Genomic DNA, 19462 nt, shown 5'->3' on the forward strand with positions numbered 1-19462 from the left:
TTCTATAAGATGCTCTCAAGAATTCGCAAAGCATTTTTGCCAATGATTTTCTCAATGTCTTGTACCTTATAATTCTTCTTAATCAGCCACTTGATCATATTACTCATGGCTTCTGTTGGATTTTCTAACCCTTTTACAAAAGGAAAGGCTTCGTACTCTTGATTCCCATGTGAGTCATGAAGCGACAGCATATCATCAAAAGCATTCTGCAGGGCAACGTGATCACCGAAAAACGTATCAGGCCCTAATCCAACATGGTCCATTCCGACTAAATCAATAAGATATTCAGTATGCTCCATCACCGATTCAATCGTATGTTCATTAGGATTTCTAGTAGACAATGTTGTATTTGGAGCGGCACAAACACCAATCACACCGCCTTTTTCAGCACATGCCAGCAGAACTTCATCCGGTTTCATCCGAGGAGAATCCCAAATCCTTCTTGCGCCGGCGTGGGTAATCATAACCGGTACCTCACTTGCCTCAATCACATCGAGGCTTGTCCGGTCACCGCAATGAGAGATATCGATTACCATACCAAGCTGATTCATTCTCTCCACTACTTTTCTGCCAAACTTCGTTAATCCTCCATCGAACGGTTCCGTTAAACCGGAGCCTAACGTATTGGCATCATTATAGGTAATCCCCATACAGCGAATGCCCAATCCATAGAGAACATCCACGCGGTCCACTTCATTTTCTAAAATACTGGCCGCTTCTAATGATGGTAAAATCGCAATTTGTTTCGATTGTTTCGCTTTCAATAAATCCTGATAGGTTCTTGCAATAAAAACGGTATCCTGCTTGGCGATGTCACAGTAGCGTATCCCTAAGGTTAAAATCACATCGTTCCACTTTAGCCCATTTTGTGATGTAATGATGGAGATTCCATCCATAAAGTTCTCAAACATCACATCAATACCTGAGCAGGCTAAGCCTTCATAATCAAACTCCGTATGAAGCTGACGGCAATAGGGAATAATATCATCCGGATTTTTCGGAACGACAAACCCGTGGTCTCTTAGTGAAACAATCGGGTAATATTTCTGTAGTGTGTCAAAAATACGTTCCTCCGATTCGGACAGCTTTAGTTGATAGGTATTTCGGTATCTCTCCGTTTCTGGGAGCTGATATGGTTTATAATGCTTGCCCGGTGTTAGATATTGAAACGAACGATAACCGACATATCGTTTTACAGGTGTATTTATCGGCCGTTTTACAGTCTGCCTTATGGACTGCTTTACAGTCATTATGATCACCTCCAAGTTTCATTTAGTTATCTGATAATAGATTCATATCTTACTATTTCAAATGACGACAGCCGTTTAATTGGAAAATGTCCTCTTTGCACCTTGTCGATATTCCATATTGTAGAATATTCTGAACATTCAAACCACAGCATAACCAGTCTAAATTTATTAAATGATTTAACACTATTAGTACGGTGTTAATGGTATATTTTTTTGAAAAGGAGGATATTCTCCATCTTCCTCTATTATTTCTTTTATATTAATAGAAAATCGAAGGAGTGGTGTCTAACTTATGAATTACGAGGGCCAAACTTCCAAATTTCCCCTTAAAGTCCATTGATTAACATATAGGAGATTTGGTAGAATTGAGCTTGTGAAATAGAATGCATAAAAGAATACATAGATTTGTAATCGTTTCCATCAGTTATTTTATTGTCAACTTTTAGAAAAATTTAAACTTAAGCAAACCATATCTTTAAATAAGAAGGGCCAAACATGTACAATAATTCCGTTTTGTTTTTACTACCAATTTCATATGAATGGAGCATGCTTGTATGAACACAAGGAAGAATTACATTATTAATCACAGAACTTCTGCTCTTATTTCACACTATGAACACACAAACGAATACACTAAAGTCATGCATGGCCATGAGTCATTTACTGTCCTACAGCCTCCTGATGAGATCGTCAGGCAATCGTTCCACTATTTTGGAAATAACCTCGAAGACGCCTTAAAATCTGCGCGGAAAATCCTAAATAAGCATGATCCTATACCGATAGCCTTATCCGCAGCACATAACCTGTTCCTCATCCGCTGTGATGCACCAAATCAGAACGGCGTCGTCTGGCTCATATGCTCTCAGATTGAAGAAATCCAACGATACAGGATTAACCAAACAACTGTGTTATTAGCGAATGGCCCTTCCATTCAGATTGATATAAAGAAAAGCAGCCTTCAAGACCAGCTAAAATCAGCTTCTTACTTAAGATCTTCCCTATTATTTAAACCAGTTCCGCACAAAACCAAGCATTACATTTATGATCAAAGGAAAGGGATTGCCCTCGTACTGGAGGATGGGCGGCTGAATTATATCGAGAGACGAAATAAAGAGGATGATGAGGATAAGGATTTGGTGTTGAAGTAAATAAAAATGAACCTATAAAAAACCAAAAAAGGCGAGGGGAAACCAGGATACTGGGTTCCCCTCGCTTCTTAATAATTTTAGTGCCCCTGCCAAGGAAGTTTATTTTATCATAGGTTTTTTGGGGACTCAATATGTGAGGCTGCTTTCGAGTTTACTGCTTTGCTTTAGCACCTCTGAATTTAGATCTAATCGGAATCAGGGTCATACTTCCCTTGTATAAATTCCCTTACTTCTTCTACAGTTAAACCAAGGTTTTTCGCTTCTAGGATTAGCTGGATCCATTCTTCATCTTCTGCTTTAGCTGACAATTTCTTTTCACCCTTTTCATGCATACCAGATGGCTATTATATTTCATTCGTTATATATAACTTTAAATCTTTAAAGTTTATGAATCACAAAAGTAGGATAGTAAAATATTACCATAAATTTTGTAGAAAATAAACATAATTGCCTGAATTATTTGCTGTTTTTAGAAAATTATATTTATTTTCTATTAGATGTCTGCTAAGCATTTAAAGTCTAGTATGAGTTGGAGAGGAACAGGTAGAAATTTTATCAGCTTTTTTTCATCATTATATCCATGCTAAAAATTAAGGAAAGGCCCGAAAAGCACGGCCTAAAGATTCTTTATAAATTCCTCCATATCCTACAGTTTCCGATGTTTTCTAAGCCCCCACCGTATCCTTCTTCATCTCACTCCCAATAAAGGAAGAGCTATGCAACTTCTGATACAATCCCTTTTGCCGAATCAATTCTTCATGTGTTCCTTCCTGGACGATTTTCCCCTTATCAAGGACGAAGATCCTATCAGCATGTTGAATCGTTGACAATCGATGAGCAATCACAAGCGTAGTTTTATTTTCCATCAATTTATCCAGAGCCGCCTTGACCAGGTATTCCGTTTCCCCGTCGAGCGCGGACGTTGCTTCATCCAGCAGTAAGATCGGCGCATCCTTCAAAATCGCACGGGCAATCGCCATGCGCTGCTTTTGTCCGCCTGAAAGCTTTACTCCCCGCTCCCCAATCTGCGTATCATAACCATCTGGCAGTGATAGGATAAAATCATGAATATAAGCCGACCGGCAGGCTTCGATCATCTCTTCCTCTGTAATCGAAGGCCGGGCAATGACTAAATTATCTCGAAAGGTCCCGCCAAATAAAAAGGTTTCCTGTGGGACATGAGCAATTGCACTTCGCAAATCAGAGAAAGAAAACTCCGCTGTTGGGATACCATTAATCAGAATACCGCCGCTTTTTGGCTGATAAAAGCCTTGCAGCAGGTTGAACAGTGTGCTTTTTCCTGCACCGCTCGGGCCGACAAATGCCGTGACTTTCCCAGCAGGAATTTGCAGGTTAAATTCTTCAAAAATAAGCTTATTCTCTTCATAAGCAAAGGTGAGATCCTTAAACTGAATGGAGTGTATCTCTTTTATTGCCGGAGAAAAAGAAGGCAATTCATCCGAGGCAACTGGTTTTTCTAGTAATTCTATCACTCTTTCAATTGCTGCTATCGCACGTTGGAATCCTGCCCACTGACTCGCCAATCCTGTCAACGGATTGACTAAATAACCAACCAGATTAATGAAGGTTAGTAGATTTCCAACTGTCATTGTTTTTTCCGAAATAAAATAAGCCCCAAGACACAGACTGAAGAGAAAGACAGCTGAATTTAGTAAATACCCAGCGGTGGAATACCAGCCCTGTAGTTTGGCGTTTTTCAATTCAAGATGATAATAGTCTTTATTTTTACGAGAAAAAGTTCGAAAAACGTTTTTCTCCAATGTAAATGAACGAATCACCTGAAGACCCTGAAACGTCTCATTCAATGTATGATTGATATCTGCGATCAGCTCATGTATTTCCCGCCCGCTTTTTTTCAAAATAAAACCAAAAAACGCTCCACCAATAACTGCTACTGGAGCAACTATTACTGTAATCAAGCAAAGCACCCAGTTTATTTGAATTAAATAGATAAGAACGGCAACATATGTAATAGGCAGACGAATCAAGTTGATTAAATTTGATCCACTTAATCCATCAACCCTATGAATATCATTAGTAAAATAAGATAAGAGATTGCCGGAACGCAAATTCGCTACTGTTCCCACAGGCAAACGTAAGATATGCTGAAATAAATAATTCTGCAATTCGCGTTTTAATCCATTGGATACGAGTGTATCAAAATAAATATATATATAATTGTTAACAACGCTAGTCAATGTAAATCCAATTCCAATAGGGACAAGCATTTTCAACCTATTCATATCACCTTTTATTGCAGTATCAGTCAAATTCCCAAAAAACCAGGCGAAGGCTATAGTTAAAAAGATATCAATAACCAATGAAACAAACATAAGTAAATAAATATTCCATTGTTTTACCAAAAAGGGCTTCAATAGTCGAAAGCATTTCTTCAGGTCTGTAGTATTAAAATAGGGTTTTAACATCTGGCGCAATTTTTGTTGTCTCTGTTTCAACATAAATGACACTCCAGTAAATGAATTGAATTATATAATTACTATTATTAAAAATCATGGAAGGTTGTTCTACGATTACCTTCCATGATTCTAAAACATTTTATTAAGATTTAATAAAAGTAAGTAAGTAAAAGCATTCCAAGTATTAATTTCCAATTTTTTTATATTACATATTAAAATCTAGTCAAACTAACACTGGAAATAAATAGAACTTCCTAAGAATCGAATGGGTCTGGAATTTTGTTACCCCCATTATGTCCATATGCATTTCCATTTCCAGGACCCATTCCAGGACCGGCATCATAACCATGTCCCGGAGCATCTCCATTACCGTTATTACCGTTATTATTTCCGTTATTATGGCCCAGTCCGTTACTCATTGTTTGACTAACAGCAAGAACCTCTAACTCCGGCTTTTTCCATTCCTTTTTCATCATCTTCTCACCTCCTTCCCATACTCACCCAAAATAATAGACTATTACCACATTACAAATTAGCGGTTGTTAAAATTTGTTCTAATAATTCATTTGAGGTAAAACGAGATACCGGTCTGCTTAGTTGATAAAACTTTATTTTATTTACAATTTGGGCACAGATGTGAAAGTGCCAATGCATTAATCCCATTTCTTCTATATAAAAATTTCGATAGGTATGTCGGTACAAGGTGTGGAAACGTTCCATTTTTTGAATGGAATGAATTTTGATTATGACTTCTTCTGTTTTAACTAGTTCAAAAATGCCAGCAAGAGGTAAATTCTCAGTAGAAAATTGGGTATCAGCAACAGGAACTGAGAACTTGTCTTCCCGATCAACAAGCGGCTCATAGTTGTTTGTATTCATTCCGAACTGATTAAGACTCTCCTTCCACAACTTTTGTTGAGGATAAGCAGGTGTGACTAAAGGATTAGAGTCAGATGAAATTGTTACCGGAATAACATCATCACTTAGAAGTTGATATCCCTTATTTATAAAGGAAGCAGCTAGAGTAGACTTTCCAGCACCAGAATCTCCTACAATTGCATAAGCCTTCCCGTTAATAGCAATTGCACTTCCATGTAAGGGCAGGATTCTTCTTTGCATTAAAATAGCACCCATACAAGATCCTAGGAGATAAAGTCTTACTTGATTTTCCTTAGCATCTTCCATGGGAGAGACGGTAATCCTATGTCCTCCTTCGATTAGATATATAGCTACACCCGGAACCTCAAACATGCAAAGGGTTTCACTTATATGGAAATAGCTGTTTTCTTCGTTCATTTCGACCCATTTTGTGGTAAGATCAGCTTTTGCAATAACTACATCTATCTCCTGACTCCCCTCCATAATTAATGGTAATTCAGGTAGATTAAATTCGCTATGAATATATAGTCCAAAAGCCCTGTACATGTCTTTCTTTAGGGTTAGTTTCATAGTATTTCTCTCTCCGTTATACGTCTATAAAAGATTGCAAGATCTTATTAATTTTATCAATTTGTTTTATTTAGGAAATTACACATGATGAAAGGGCTCTTCGATACTATCTTTCTGATACTTTAAAAAACATTTTGTTCTCTATAATGAACAATGTAATAGTATCTTACTAGTTTTTTTTACCCGAGTCAATTAACACTATAACTGATATTTAAATATTCAAACTTTTATTTTTCGACATGTATTATCTTGTCCTATTAAAAAGAAAGTCAGCAAATAGCCCTCAAGATACGAGAGCTATTACAATCCTTTTAGTTTCAATAAGGAATATTCTCGGTATTCTTTTTTGATATTCTTTCAATTTCACTCAAAAACATCCCAAGCCTGGAATCCTTGTCCCTAAAATAACTCTTATGTATAAAATACGCAGCTACAAAAACCCCAATACTGTCTTTAAAAAGGTCAGTAAAAGAAAAAGAGCGAAATGGTACGAACATTTGATGCATTTCATCAATCATTCCATATGTCAATGATACGATCAATAATATGGTCTCTATCTTATTATTAAGCTTACCGAAACTTAGGTAAGCCACAACAAGAAGGAAATAAAGAATTCCAAATTGGAATAGGTGAAATAACTCGAAGCCGACACCAAATATATAAAGTATTCCCTTATTAACTTCGGAGGATAATGTGTAGATGGATTCTGGATCGAAGTGGCTGGATTGGAGCCAAATTATGATCATATAGGCTATAGGAAGAAGTCTTACTACAAGCCTAAAAATTCCCTTATCCAATTTAATACCTGCCTTTACTTATGAATTTTCGAATGCTGTAAAAAGTTAAATATTTAAAAGTTAATCCCTCTGTTTAACGAAAATGGACTTTTGCGACGATGGATTAATGACTAGATTACTATTTCTATCAAAAACCGGCGATTCATAATCATCCTGGTTAAAGTCACCTAGCGGCTCATACTTAGAAGCAACCTTAGTGTCAACAACCGAATATTGTGTAAAATGTACAACCATTAATCCCTGTGGATTGACCAGATGATCTAATTCAACAATCTGCTGCTCAAACTTTTCAAAAGGGTAGATTTTTTTTAGACTAGTAACGCCTTTTGCTTTAATATAATGCGGTTTTCTCTGCAAAACTGCCATGCAGAAAATTGCGTCAAAGGGCCCATACTTTTCAATTTCTTGCGATGTAGAATGTATAAATTTAATTTTTTCATCAACCTTAAGATTTCTACATATCGCAAGGCTATTTTTGTTTATCTCCGCACCTACTATTTGCGCATTAGGGAAGTATTGACGAAGGGTTAAAACCTCTTCACCTGTTGAACAACCATAGGAAAGTATTTTGATATCCTGTTTATCACCAAAATAATCCCGGCATGCTGAAAAAATCTCAGGATAACGATTCATAAAAGTAAGTGGTGTTGTTTGATGTACGTTTTTTGAGTTTAGTAACTGCAAAAGAAGGATAGAGCGGAATTCTTTATCAACACAAACACGTCTTAATGTTTGGACTGTATTCCATAATTGATAGAAACCTGATATTCCCGATCTAATAATTATATTTTTTGAGGATTGGTGCCGTTTAACTGTTTGTTTCGCAGTTCCAATGATCAGCATACCTACTTTGGTTAACATATTATAATAATCCCCTCATATTTTCTATATACACCAAAGAACAAATCGTTCATTAAAAAGAACCTAATTTCATTATACATTTATTTGTTTTATTCATCAATTAGAGGATTTTTAATAAAACTATAGGTGCTTTTTACATTTAAACTTGTAAAGAATTTATGAATAAAGTTACTTCCATTATAAAATTAAATATTATATTCATTTTTTCACATTTAAGTAAATAGGATGGTTAAGTATGGAAAATTTCAACTTAGAATAAAAGGCTGGTGGATATATGATCTTAATTATTAAAGATTATTTCGAAGGCAGCTCAGGGGTTACAAAAACCTATCAAGAAGACATGATGGGCTTTCATATTACAAATGACCATAATACATCATCCCTAACCTTTACGATTCACAACTTATCCATTTCAGTTAAACCGCTGGAAGCCTTTAAGGGTAAGTTTGCCCCTTTTAGATCCGTTACCGTTAACTCCACTATTCCTTATCGTGCTACCGTTTTGGCACCCTTTGATGAAACTGCCCCTCCTCCCGAACCAGATATCACAGCACCTACTGAAGTAACTAATTTATCAGCAAATAATGTGACGGCAACATCATTTACCTTATCATGGACTGCTTCTGACTCCGAAGACGCTATAGGATATGATATATACAAAGATGGGGAATTCCTTGCATCTGTATCAAATACAAATGTTGAAGTTACAGGGTTGTCTCCATCAACTGAATATACATTTAGTGTAATGGCAAAAGACGCAGCCGGAAATATTTCGAGTGGAACCAGCATAACCATTTCTACCCTAGGAGTGGACACATCACCTCCTGTATTAACGATCACTCAAGGAGGGACTTTTACCGATACACAATCAGTTACGATGTCTACAAATGAAGATGCGACGATTTATTATACATTGGATGGGTCTGAACCAACTACATCTAGTTCCCTCTACACAGGACCGTTAACTTTAACGGATACAACTACTGTTAAAGCTTTTGCTAGGGATACTGCTGGGAATGAAAGTGCGGTTCAAACAGCGACCTATACAAAGGATGTAGCTGAATCAGACCCTGGAATCGTTACGGATGGGCTTGTTTTGCATTATGATTTTACTAATAGGACTGGAACTACCTCTAACACTATAACTGACACTGTTAATAACGTGCCTGCTACTCTTGTTGGGGTTACCCATGACGGTTCCACTGACGGATATGTGGATAACAAGGGACTATTGTTACAAGTACAGGATTATGTTCAAATCCCTACGAATACAAGTCCCTTAAGTCAATTAATCAATTTAAATAGTGGTAATGGATTAACGATTCAAATGATTAGCTATGATACCAATGGTACACATTGGACAACAGACGGAAATGAATTAACTAGCACTAATTCCGGTGGAAGTGTTTTATATCGAAAAAATGATGGGAGCACTGGAAGAATGGGTGCTGGTACTTATTGGGTTATCGATAGCTCAGGATACAAGCAATCCTATAATGATGCTGTTAATCCAATTGGTTCAGAAGCAACAAACACATTTACATTTAGACTAAATTCTAACAACACTTTAAATGTATTTATAAACGACTCAATTGGTGAAACTCAAAATCCAGTTCCTAATGACTTTAAAGAGTTTATTAACACATTGGCAAAGTCTCCACTTTATTTAAGAAAAAATGTATTACAAAATTCTCACCCTGAAAAACTAGTTGCATTTATGATCTACAATCGAGAACTTACTGATGAGGAAATCAGAAACACTTATCGTTATTTCCGAAATAAAGATCCACTCGAAGGGATATCTGTGAATCCTTCCAACGTACAATTAAATCGTGGTGAAAAACAAAGACTTTCTGTAAGAGGGTTACCAAATCTATATACAGAACTATTGGATATCAGTTACCAAAGTGGTAATGAGGGATATGTAACTGTAGATAAAAGTGGAATACTAACAGGAGTGAATGATGGAGAAACAACAGTCTCAGTAACAGCTACCTTAGGAGACCAAACTTTTATGGATTATATAAATGTAAAGATAGGGGGACTGATTACTGCCCCTCCTTCTTCTACAAGAGTCATTAATGGAATGTCAATTAATCGAAAAATGGATTCTATTAAGGTAGGAGAAAACTTCGTTGTCATGGCTACTGCCCTATCTAGCGACCTGCCGTATGATATTTATAACGATAATATTGTTATATGGGAAAGTTCAAATCCAGATGTAGCCAGAGTACAATATGGGGTTTTAGAAGGTGTATCGTCAGGAACAGCAACACTTACCGCTTATGATGCAACCAAAACATATTCCTCAAGTTTTGATATTAATGTTGTTAATCATATGGAAACACAATTAAAAGATGCAGACATTTATTATGTTAATGTTAGTATTTACTCCATTAAAATAAATAATACAGATTCCACTAATACTACAAACGGCATTCAAAATGCTTTAAATTATGCCTCCACTAATGGTTATAAGAAAATTGTCTTTCCTTATGGCACATACTTAATAAGCCCTGCTGTTAGAACGATTTTTCCACCCTCTGATATGATTATCGATTTCAGCAATTCCATTATCAATATTGAACCTAGTCCATTAACATCAACAGGCTATAAAATGTTCTATTTTACAAATGTAAAAAATACAAAATTGATGAGAGCACATGTATATGGTGAACGAGATTCAACAACAATTCAAAACTCTGTAGAAAATTGTTTAAGCGTTTTGATTGATGATTGCCTAAACTCCGGCTTTGAATCCTGCACTTTTAGCAAATCACCAGGATTTAATGTAATTACTGGAACCCTTAGAAATAAGAATATGGGAAAAAATACTCAAAGTATATCTGTCAGTAGATTTAATTTTGAATTAGGCAATATTGATGAAAATGGGCAGAATGATAACAGAATTACTAAAAACTACTACAGATACAACCAATATATGAATGTATCTGGGTTAGGAGAATATTATTTACTGGGATATACTCAAGGGTATCATGGATATCCACATTTAAGATCAAGATTATATTCGATCCATTTTTATGATCAGAACTATAATCATATTGAATCACAAATGTATAACTTGCAGTATTATAATTATCCGAAACCTCCCAATGCCAAGTATGCAAAAATTGTGATTTACCAGGAAGCTCCTCCATCATCAGGAGATACTGACTTTAATGGTGCCGTTGCTTTTATCAGGACAATAGGTATGCCGAGAAACTGTTATATTAAAAATTGTACGTTGGAAGATAACTTTAGTACAGGTCTTGCTATGTGCGGTGGCCAAGGCTGGACGATAGAAGGGAATATGTTCTCCAATAATAGAGGAAGAATGCCTGGATGTGACATCGATTGGGAAGATGGATGGGAGCATATGGTTGGAGATGTTTTAAAGAAAAATACCTTTAACTCAAGATTAGGGGTCATTTTTAGCGCTGGTGGCAGCTTGGCTGCTTTTGATAATACATTTAATCAGTCAACTATGACGGTATGGAGCAGAACACAAAATTTCAGGATATTTAATAACGAATTTAATAGTAAAGGGGGGTTTACAAATGACTTTAAAACACAAGGTGATTCAGTTTTAGCCAGAAACATTTTTACAGATGGTGCTAACTATTCTACAGGTATTAACCATACCGGTGCTAATTATAAAGTCCATAATATTTATAATACTGTTGTTTAATATATAATTATAAGAGTGATAATAATACTAAACTGACTTCCAAATAGAAACTTTAGTAACTACACTCCCATAGCTAATTTTACTCTTCCTTAACCTCTGCTATGGTCAAGCAGAGGTTCACTTTATATTTTTTCACTTTTGTTTCTTATCATTTCTGGATAGAAAAATTCTTACTACTCATAACATTTCTGTCGTTACTAATACCTCTTCCTACTTGTCCAACAATATATTTCCCAATTTTAAATTGATTAAATATTAAAGTAGTTATCATTGACAATCCAATCCCTACTACAAATAAAATAATTGTAAATGAAGTTATATTAATCTCCGGAGTATAAAGATTTAACACTTGTTCTGTTATTTTCTGAAAGAAAGGATGTAACAAATAGATTCCAAATGAGTATTGACTAATGATTTCTATTACTTTTGGAGTTTTTCTAATTTTAGTAGCTAAATAAAATAAACATAAAATTACACTAAAAGTATAAAAGAAAACATCAATTCTTTTAGATGACATTACTTCTAATAATTTTACATGATATAAAAATTGTAAAGTCGAAAGTGATAGAATAAAGAAAAGAGCTATATACTTTTTAGAAAAACACTTAACAAAAGATAGAAACTCTAAATATCTAGAACCACAATAATAAGCCACAGTAAAATAGCCAACCCAAGCAAAAAAAGGCAAAATGTTCAACTTTCCTAAATAAAAGTCACTTATAAAATTATTTAAAAATGGTTTTATTTCAGGTACAATAAAATTGAAAAATCCAAGATATAGTATATTTACAATTATAGAAGTAATTATAACAATGTTAGGATTAAATTTGTTTACAATCTTCTTTATAAAGAACATATGAAGTAAATAAAATTGAAAAATGACTAAAATAAAATAGCCATGAAAACTACCTAATACTATCTTTAAAAAAACTTCAACTAAAAATCCTTTAAAATTTATGTCATAACTCATTGTATCTAACCATGTATACAAAATTCCTATGCATACGTAAGGGATAAAAATGTATCGCATTCTTTTTAATATAAATCCTTTTGGTGTATTTCGCGGGTAAGAATAGGCTATAACAAATTCTGAAATAAAAATAAAAGCTGGGGTGCCAAACATTAGTGACAATCGTATAAAGTCAGCAAAAAATTCGAATAAATTACTGGTATTATCAAAAAACATCAGTGATGAACTTAATGCATGCATTAATACTATCCCCACACAAGCTATATACATCTTAAAAGAAATATCTCTTTGACTTGCACCTTCATAATCTATACCCCTTCTTAAACTTCTAATTTATTTTTTCTGTATTTTTTCATACTCATTATCCTTGGAAGAAAATTGTTAATAACTCCTAGTAAATGTTTAAATTCTTCTGTCCGATGGAAAATAGAAATATAAATGAGGTTCGGTACAATCATGCAGATAACTCCCCTTAATACTAAAGAAATAAATCCATCAGCTAGAAATTCATTACATATAAAACTTGTTATAACACAGGATCCTATTCCAATTAGTAAAAAATAAGCATATTTAAGAAAATAACTTTTTACAGTTATCTTAAATACATTTTTATAAACCAAGTAAGGTGCAATCCAAAATGGAACTGTGAGAGTACTGATTAGTGTCCCAACAAATACACCCACTATACCAAAATACTGCACGAGTATCATGGAAGCTATTAAATTTACTGCTGCCTCAATAAAAGGTGCGTACCTATCTTCGTGAAAAATTCCCGAAGTTGTTTTAATTGTAGATATAGACCGTCTCATCCCAGAAACATAGAAGTTAATCATTAAGATAATGATTAAACCTTTACTCATAATAAAATCTGAGCCAAGCCATAATTTAATAAAAGGTTCAATAATGATATATAAAAAGGTGGTAAAAAACGAGTATATCCAAAAGTTAAAAAACATGGTTACTTTAAAAATATTATAGATTTTCTCATTACTTTCTGTTGCAACTAGGTTTCCAATACTATGAATAATATTGTTAAAAACTTGATTAATAAAAGTTCTACAAATATTAATTAACATATAATAATTTGAATACAATCCTACAGCAGTAACACTGACAAATGAAGCGATAATCAAATTATCCGTTCCAAAAACAGCATATCCTCCTATATTATGCAATACTAAAGCTTTTACATTCTTAACGATATTACTTTTAGTTTCCCTATCCAGACTACTTGACACCTTATCCTTTATAAAAGGATACATTTTATTTACTAATATAGATAATATAATAGAAGTCATTATAGTAATTAAAATATCTATGATTAAATATAAAATATAATTACTCGTAAAATACAATATTGCAATTTTAATAAACGTAGCAATAACAGTTGATATAGTATATACACCTGTCACAATATAACTTTTCTGACAAACATTTAGAAAAGAGATTTTATGTGAAAATAAATAAGAAGCTGCTGTATTTAATAAAAAAAGCAAATAAATTAAATTAACATTTTCTACGTTGGTATCATGTGTAAAATGTTCTAAAAACGGTAATATTGAAAGTCCTAGCAGAAAAATAACAATAGCTATAACTTTATATGCTTTCTTGTAGAAATTCATTAACATATTTATTTTCTCGATATTATTTTCTGCCACTGGTTTATATAAATTATATATAATAGCAGAACCAATACCTGCTTCAGCTAAAGAAAGCATACCAAGTACATTGGTAAATAAACCATTTATACCAAGATACTCTATTCCTAAATAGGAAATAAATACTGTTCTTGAAAGAAAACTGAGTAGTGTGATAATAATTTGGCTACCTAAACCAGTAGATATATTGATAATTGAGTTCTTTACTCGCATTTCTTCTCCTGCTTTTCTAATTATTTATTAAAAAAATAAATTATTTCTAACCACTGTAAGTAAATATATACACACACACTTATACTAACATCGCTTTTTTAATTTTTTCATAATATGAAATGCTGAAGCCATTATCATATTTACATGGTTTCAAGCCTTTAAGTTCCTTAACCAATTCTGGTACTTCGTCAATAGAATCTGTATATTTAATATATTTTAAATGCTTAATCCAATCATATGTACCTTTTACTTTATAATTATAATTACTTAACGCAATACAAGGTGTACCAGTTATTGCAGCAAATACCATGCCGTGCAATCTATCTGTTATTACGATCTCTGCTTGCCTAAATTCCTTAAATTTTGCTTCCACACTTTCAAAATTACTCTCCCCAATAGTATCTGTAATTGATACTTTAGAAAATTCACCCTCTAATATATCTAAAATCTCTAATTTCTCAGCTTTTGATAGTAATCCTTCAATATCATTTCTACAACAAAATAAAGCTCCCTTTCTAACCTCATTTGTTAGGGATTTATTCAAAGTTAAAACTATATCAGGCGTTAAGATAGTTTGATTATTATTAAAATTACTCCTCATTAAATCATACGATTTTCTTTCTCTTGCAATTAAAGTTAATTTTTTATGATTACCATAAATCTCTTTAGATTTAATTAACTCCCTGCTGCCTTCCTCATTCGGAGTAAAGTACATGGTCTGAGGAAATAAAATAATGTTGTTATTAGGAAATAATTGAATTATGGTTCTACGTGTATTTTCAGCTCTTTTATATTCATTTCCTAAGTTACCGCCACCATGCAACACAAATATATCATTTAAACGCGCATGTTTCTTAACGATATTGATATAATTATTAAACTTACCTAGGCCTAAACTAACAATTTTATACTCTTTAAAGTTATCCTTTAGAAACTGAAGTTCTGCCATTAAAATAGCTTGATCTCCCAAATTTCTATGGTCACAAGCATCTAATATAAATATCTTTTTTACTGCACTTATTTCATCAAGATATTTTGTTAATTGATTACGATCTTTTGAGTCCATTATTTGCTGTTTTATGTTTTCTATATATCTTTCTACCTTTAAGTATCTCTTTATTTTTATAGGAATTAGTTTTTTTATCAAATTCATCTCTTCACCTCTTTGCTTCATTAAATTATTTGATCTATAATTTGCTTTTCATATTCGGTATCAAAAAAAGGTTTATCATCTTGAACTCTATTGTTTGCTTCAATTACATATTTATTTTCAATTTTTGTTCTTACATTTGTCTTTTTCAAGAACCATTCAAACTCTACATCTAAATGGCCGATATCAATTGTCTGGTAACCTGATATATGCAGATCATAAGATAAAATAGTTGCTGTAGGTCCTAGTGCAATAAGAACAAGTTTTTCTTTATCGTGCTTTTTGGCTTTTTGAAGAATTAAATCATATTTTTCAAACGCATTTTCACTAGGTGCCAGTATTCTCTGGATTGAATTAGCATTGTCAAATAAATTATTTCCTAGTCCTAATCTAGAAAATTTACCTTCGATTATTAATAAGTCTCTATTTTCCCAAATTTTTTTCACGTTATCGAAATAATTTTTTAAGTTTGTTTTATCTTCTATCGCTATATAATTCCTAGTAAAAGTTGAATTATAATAGGTTTTGTTACGATCTAAGTGCTTATACCATAATAAACGATAGTTTGCTACATGGTCCTTCCAAAACTTTTTAGACTCATTTGTTCTCATAGATAAATCGGATTTTGAAAAAACCTTCGGAATACACACAATTAAATCATCATCATTACTAACTAATATTTCTTTTAATCTTCTGCTTAACTCATCAGATCTTTTTTGAAATTTTAAATCCTTCGATTGAATTAAAAGGTGAAATTCACCATCTCCATATCTACTTACTGAACATTTATCATTTATAATCTTATCTATTGTTTCTTCACTAGATAATACATAAGGCTTTTGTGTTAAAATTGAAATCATTTTGTCTTTCCCAAAAAAGTAAAGTAAATCTATCTGTTCCTTCATATTAACCAATAATTTTTTAATCATTTAATCACCTAAATTCTCGCTTATAAACTTCTGTTATTAATGGATACACTCTATACTTCAAGGCAAGATAATATACATATTCCTTAATACTAGTACACTTATATAATAAGCCAATTTCTTTTAGGCTATCTGTAAACATTTCATAGTTAATAATTCTACGTAATTCAACGTTTATATTAACATTTGGACTATTTTTTAAATTACTTATTATTTTTCTATAAATATTATTAATATAATAAGTTGCTAAATCCTTCTTATAATGTTTATAATTTAACAAGCCAAATTTTTGTGAAAGATGTTTTCTTTTTCTATACTGCAAGATTAAACTACTTTCCAACTTTGGTTTATATGACACTCGCATTAAACTATCTGGATTATTTACAGTGTAAAAATAAAGACAATCTGATGTTGCATATACTCTTTGAGATTCTAATAAAAACTCTAAATTAAAAATAACATCCTCCCCAATAAACACATGTTCATCGAATCTAATATTTTTATTTTTAATAATGCTAAGTCTATAAATATACCTCCAGACAAAACATAAATCATTATTTGAATGAATACTAGGGGAACTTAATACAAAATCTTTTCCTTCCATTACTTTGTTTAAATGGTATCCTGGAGTGATAATATTATTAGTTGGTACTGTCTTGTATCCACTAACAACAGCATCACAACTATTTTCTTCAGCTATTGCAAATAATGACTTAAAATAATTTTCGGTAATCTGATCATCTGGATCAATAAACACTATATATTTCCCAGTTGCCATTTCTATCCCCGCGTTTCTTGCACTGCTCAAACCTCCATTTTCTTTGTGTATCACCTTAATTCTCTTATCTTTTTGAGCATACTGTTCACTTATTGCCCCACAGTTATCTGTTGAACCATCATTGACTAAAATTATTTCAATATTATTAAATTTTTGATTTATAATCATTTCTAAACACTTTGACAACCACTTTTCTACATTATATATTGGAACGACTACACTAATTAGAGTGTTCATAGAATCTCACCTCTGTTTTAGTAGTAAAACCTATTTCTTAATTAATTAACTTTCTACTTTACTTACTACTAAACCCATTTAATATTTATGACTACATACGCTATAATTATTTTAAGATAATGACATTTTATGTTATATACTCATACAATAAATCCAATTCTATCATGTAGTTCCTCATACATTTTTTCTTTATTTTGTTCTGAAATATTACCCGTAATTGTAAAGTCTTTATCATATATAGCAGTTGAATTTAACATACTATTTGTCTTTTCTCTATAATTATCAATAGTTGAAATTACTTTAGCGAGATTTCCTGCTACAATACTATTTTCAGGTATCGATTTAGTAACAACGCTTCCCGCAGCAACGATAGAATTCTTTCCAATAGTTACTCCTGGCATTATTATGGCTCTTACTCCTATAAAAACATTATCCTCAATTGTAATGCTCCCAATTTTAGTATAATGAAAATCTTTTAATTTTTTTGTACTAGCATCATGAGCCAATAGATAAGATTGGTGAGAAATTGAAACATTATTACCAATCCTAATTAACCAACAATGAGAATAATCAATTGTAACATCTGCTCTAATCCTACAATTTTCACCGACTTTCATCCCCATTTTTATATAATCATCTAACCATTTCTCTTCTAAAATTATTTTTCTAAATCTAGCCCTAAAAAAATTAAGAAACTTCTTTATCATAATCATTCACTACCTTAAAAATATAATGTAAATTCGTCATTCTGATGCAAAACCCCTGAGTAAAAGGTAATACGTTAAACAACATCGAGTATACTCCAATATCTTTCGTATCACCTTGTGAGAAATCAACTACACCATTCCTTCTTGTTACTTTCATTAAATAAGCTATAGCTTTATCTGAACTTGCTAGGCATTCTTTAAAAATTCCATCTATTTTTGCTGCATTTAACATAAAATATCCTAATGTAGCTGTAGTTGATGAATCTGGTCTTGTTTCATTCCTTGTTACAGTCCAATTCCATGCTCCATTATCTTGTTGAAACTTTAAAGACGCTGTAGCAAATTCCTTAACGCTTTGTTCTAATAAATTCTTATATTTATTATTCTGAGGCAGTTCATTCCAAGCATCGATTAGTCCTATTGCATACCATCCAAGTCCACGTCCCCAACCATATAGACCAAGTGGGACTTTTGTTTCAATATTATAAGCATGGGCGGGTAAATTATGTTTTTCTAACATACCATATTGTTCATATTCCTGAATTTGCTTCACTGCCAAATCTATGCAATCATTATTACCATATTTAATCCCATAGGAAACTAAAAAAGGACATATGAAACCTATCGTATCTACATATCTGTAGTTTTGCATAGATTTCCTATATCCTACTGTTCCATCTTCACCTAAATTGTCTTTAATTAATTCCCATATATAATCTAGCGCAGGCCTATATAGATCTGGATTGATAAAATTCAATTTCAAAATAGAATAGGCAAGTATAGCTGCATCAATATGTTCTGGTTTTTGAATCCATTGACCATTCTGATCAAATTTTCTTCTTAAAAATTTCTTAATCTCTTTTTCTATTTTTTCATCTTTCCTCTTACAGTTCAGTTGCTCCCCTAACCCCAATAATAAAGCTGCTTCCTGCCAATATTGTATCGCATTTTTAGTATAATTCCCTTTTAACATATCAATTGCAACTAATCTGGTATTATCAGTTACTTTTATTTTCGGTGTTTTATTTAGCCATTCCACACCAATATTAGTAATTGATTGATTCCACATTTCTTTATCATTATATCTCCCAATACGAATTCTACCAACCCAATCTTTTATGATAGGAATGATATCAATTAGGAGAACTAAAATGACTAACCCGATAAAGATTAGGCCTATAATCTCAAGCAT

The 19462-nt window shown here is 32.8% G+C and carries 16 protein-coding genes; 2 read left to right on the forward strand and 14 right to left on the reverse strand.

Annotated elements, in window-relative coordinates; translation table 11 throughout:
- Window positions 1-2 precede the first annotated feature (2 nt).
- The gene (locus tag R4Z09_RS27330; protein ID WP_338449817.1) at window positions 3-1250 is read right to left on the reverse strand and encodes a dipeptidase; all 1248 of its coding nucleotides are present in this window, start codon (window positions 1248-1250) and stop codon (window positions 3-5) included.
- Between the two features lie 554 nt (window positions 1251-1804).
- Between R4Z09_RS27330 and R4Z09_RS27335 the strand changes: the two genes are divergently transcribed.
- A complete protein-coding gene (locus R4Z09_RS27335; RefSeq protein WP_338449818.1) occupies window positions 1805-2398 on the forward strand; it encodes a competence protein ComK in 594 nt (197 codons plus the stop codon).
- Between the two features lie 185 nt (window positions 2399-2583).
- Here R4Z09_RS27335 and R4Z09_RS27340 read toward each other — a convergent pair whose 3' ends face one another.
- The 6 genes from R4Z09_RS27340 to R4Z09_RS27365 form a co-directional block, all read right to left on the reverse strand.
- Entirely contained in the window at window positions 2584-2706 is a 123-nt protein-coding gene (locus R4Z09_RS27340; protein ID WP_338449819.1) for an anti-repressor SinI family protein, read from the reverse strand.
- A gap of 357 nt (window positions 2707-3063) precedes the next feature.
- A complete protein-coding gene (locus R4Z09_RS27345) occupies window positions 3064-4878 on the reverse strand; it encodes an ABC transporter ATP-binding protein (protein ID WP_338449820.1) in 1815 nt (604 codons plus the stop codon).
- Between the two features lie 212 nt (window positions 4879-5090).
- A complete protein-coding gene (locus R4Z09_RS27350) occupies window positions 5091-5312 on the reverse strand; it encodes a paeninodin family lasso peptide (RefSeq protein ID WP_338449821.1) in 222 nt (73 codons plus the stop codon).
- 49 nt (window positions 5313-5361) lie between these two features.
- Window positions 5362-6285 carry an aldolase gene (locus R4Z09_RS27355; RefSeq protein ID WP_338449822.1) on the reverse strand — a complete coding sequence of 308 codons (924 nt, stop codon included), beginning with the start codon at window positions 6283-6285 and terminating at the stop codon, window positions 5362-5364.
- A gap of 317 nt (window positions 6286-6602) precedes the next feature.
- Window positions 6603-7031, reverse strand: coding sequence for a VanZ family protein (locus R4Z09_RS27360; protein WP_338453368.1), 429 nt, complete (start codon window positions 7029-7031; stop codon window positions 6603-6605).
- Window positions 7032-7142: 111 nt separating this feature from the next.
- Window positions 7143-7943, reverse strand: coding sequence for a methyltransferase domain-containing protein (locus R4Z09_RS27365; protein WP_338449823.1), 801 nt, complete (start codon window positions 7941-7943; stop codon window positions 7143-7145).
- A gap of 274 nt (window positions 7944-8217) precedes the next feature.
- On the opposite strand from R4Z09_RS27365, the gene R4Z09_RS27370 reads away from it, so the two are divergent.
- Entirely contained in the window at window positions 8218-11631 is a 3414-nt protein-coding gene (locus tag R4Z09_RS27370) for a chitobiase/beta-hexosaminidase C-terminal domain-containing protein (protein WP_338449824.1), read from the forward strand.
- 148 nt (window positions 11632-11779) lie between these two features.
- Here the strand turns inward: R4Z09_RS27370 and R4Z09_RS27375 are convergent, their stop codons facing one another.
- The 7 genes from R4Z09_RS27375 to R4Z09_RS27405 form a co-directional block, all read right to left on the reverse strand.
- Entirely contained in the window at window positions 11780-12871 is a 1092-nt protein-coding gene (locus R4Z09_RS27375) for an acyltransferase family protein (protein ID WP_338449825.1), read from the reverse strand.
- A 50-nt stretch (window positions 12872-12921) separates the two neighbouring features.
- Window positions 12922-14472: a lipopolysaccharide biosynthesis protein gene (locus tag R4Z09_RS27380; RefSeq protein ID WP_338449826.1), complete on the reverse strand. Its 1551-nt coding sequence runs from the start codon at window positions 14470-14472 to the stop codon at window positions 12922-12924.
- A 79-nt stretch (window positions 14473-14551) separates the two neighbouring features.
- A complete protein-coding gene (locus tag R4Z09_RS27385; RefSeq protein WP_338449827.1) occupies window positions 14552-15625 on the reverse strand; it encodes a polysaccharide pyruvyl transferase family protein in 1074 nt (357 codons plus the stop codon).
- Window positions 15626-15645: 20 nt separating this feature from the next.
- Window positions 15646-16551, reverse strand: coding sequence for an SP_1767 family glycosyltransferase (locus R4Z09_RS27390; RefSeq protein ID WP_338449828.1), 906 nt, complete (start codon window positions 16549-16551; stop codon window positions 15646-15648).
- Between the two features lie 4 nt (window positions 16552-16555).
- Window positions 16556-17563, reverse strand: coding sequence for a glycosyltransferase (locus tag R4Z09_RS27395; protein ID WP_338449829.1), 1008 nt, complete (start codon window positions 17561-17563; stop codon window positions 16556-16558).
- Window positions 17564-17703: 140 nt separating this feature from the next.
- Window positions 17704-18270: an acyltransferase gene (locus tag R4Z09_RS27400; RefSeq protein WP_338449830.1), complete on the reverse strand. Its 567-nt coding sequence runs from the start codon at window positions 18268-18270 to the stop codon at window positions 17704-17706.
- Window positions 18251-19462, reverse strand: coding sequence for a glycoside hydrolase family 88 protein (locus R4Z09_RS27405; RefSeq protein ID WP_338449831.1), 1212 nt, complete (start codon window positions 19460-19462; stop codon window positions 18251-18253). The genes R4Z09_RS27400 and R4Z09_RS27405 overlap by 20 nt, the downstream gene beginning before the upstream one ends.

Source organism: Niallia oryzisoli (genome assembly GCF_036670025.1).
In the GTDB taxonomy this organism is placed as follows: domain Bacteria; phylum Bacillota; class Bacilli; order Bacillales; family Cytobacillaceae; genus Bacillus_BD; species Bacillus_BD oryzisoli.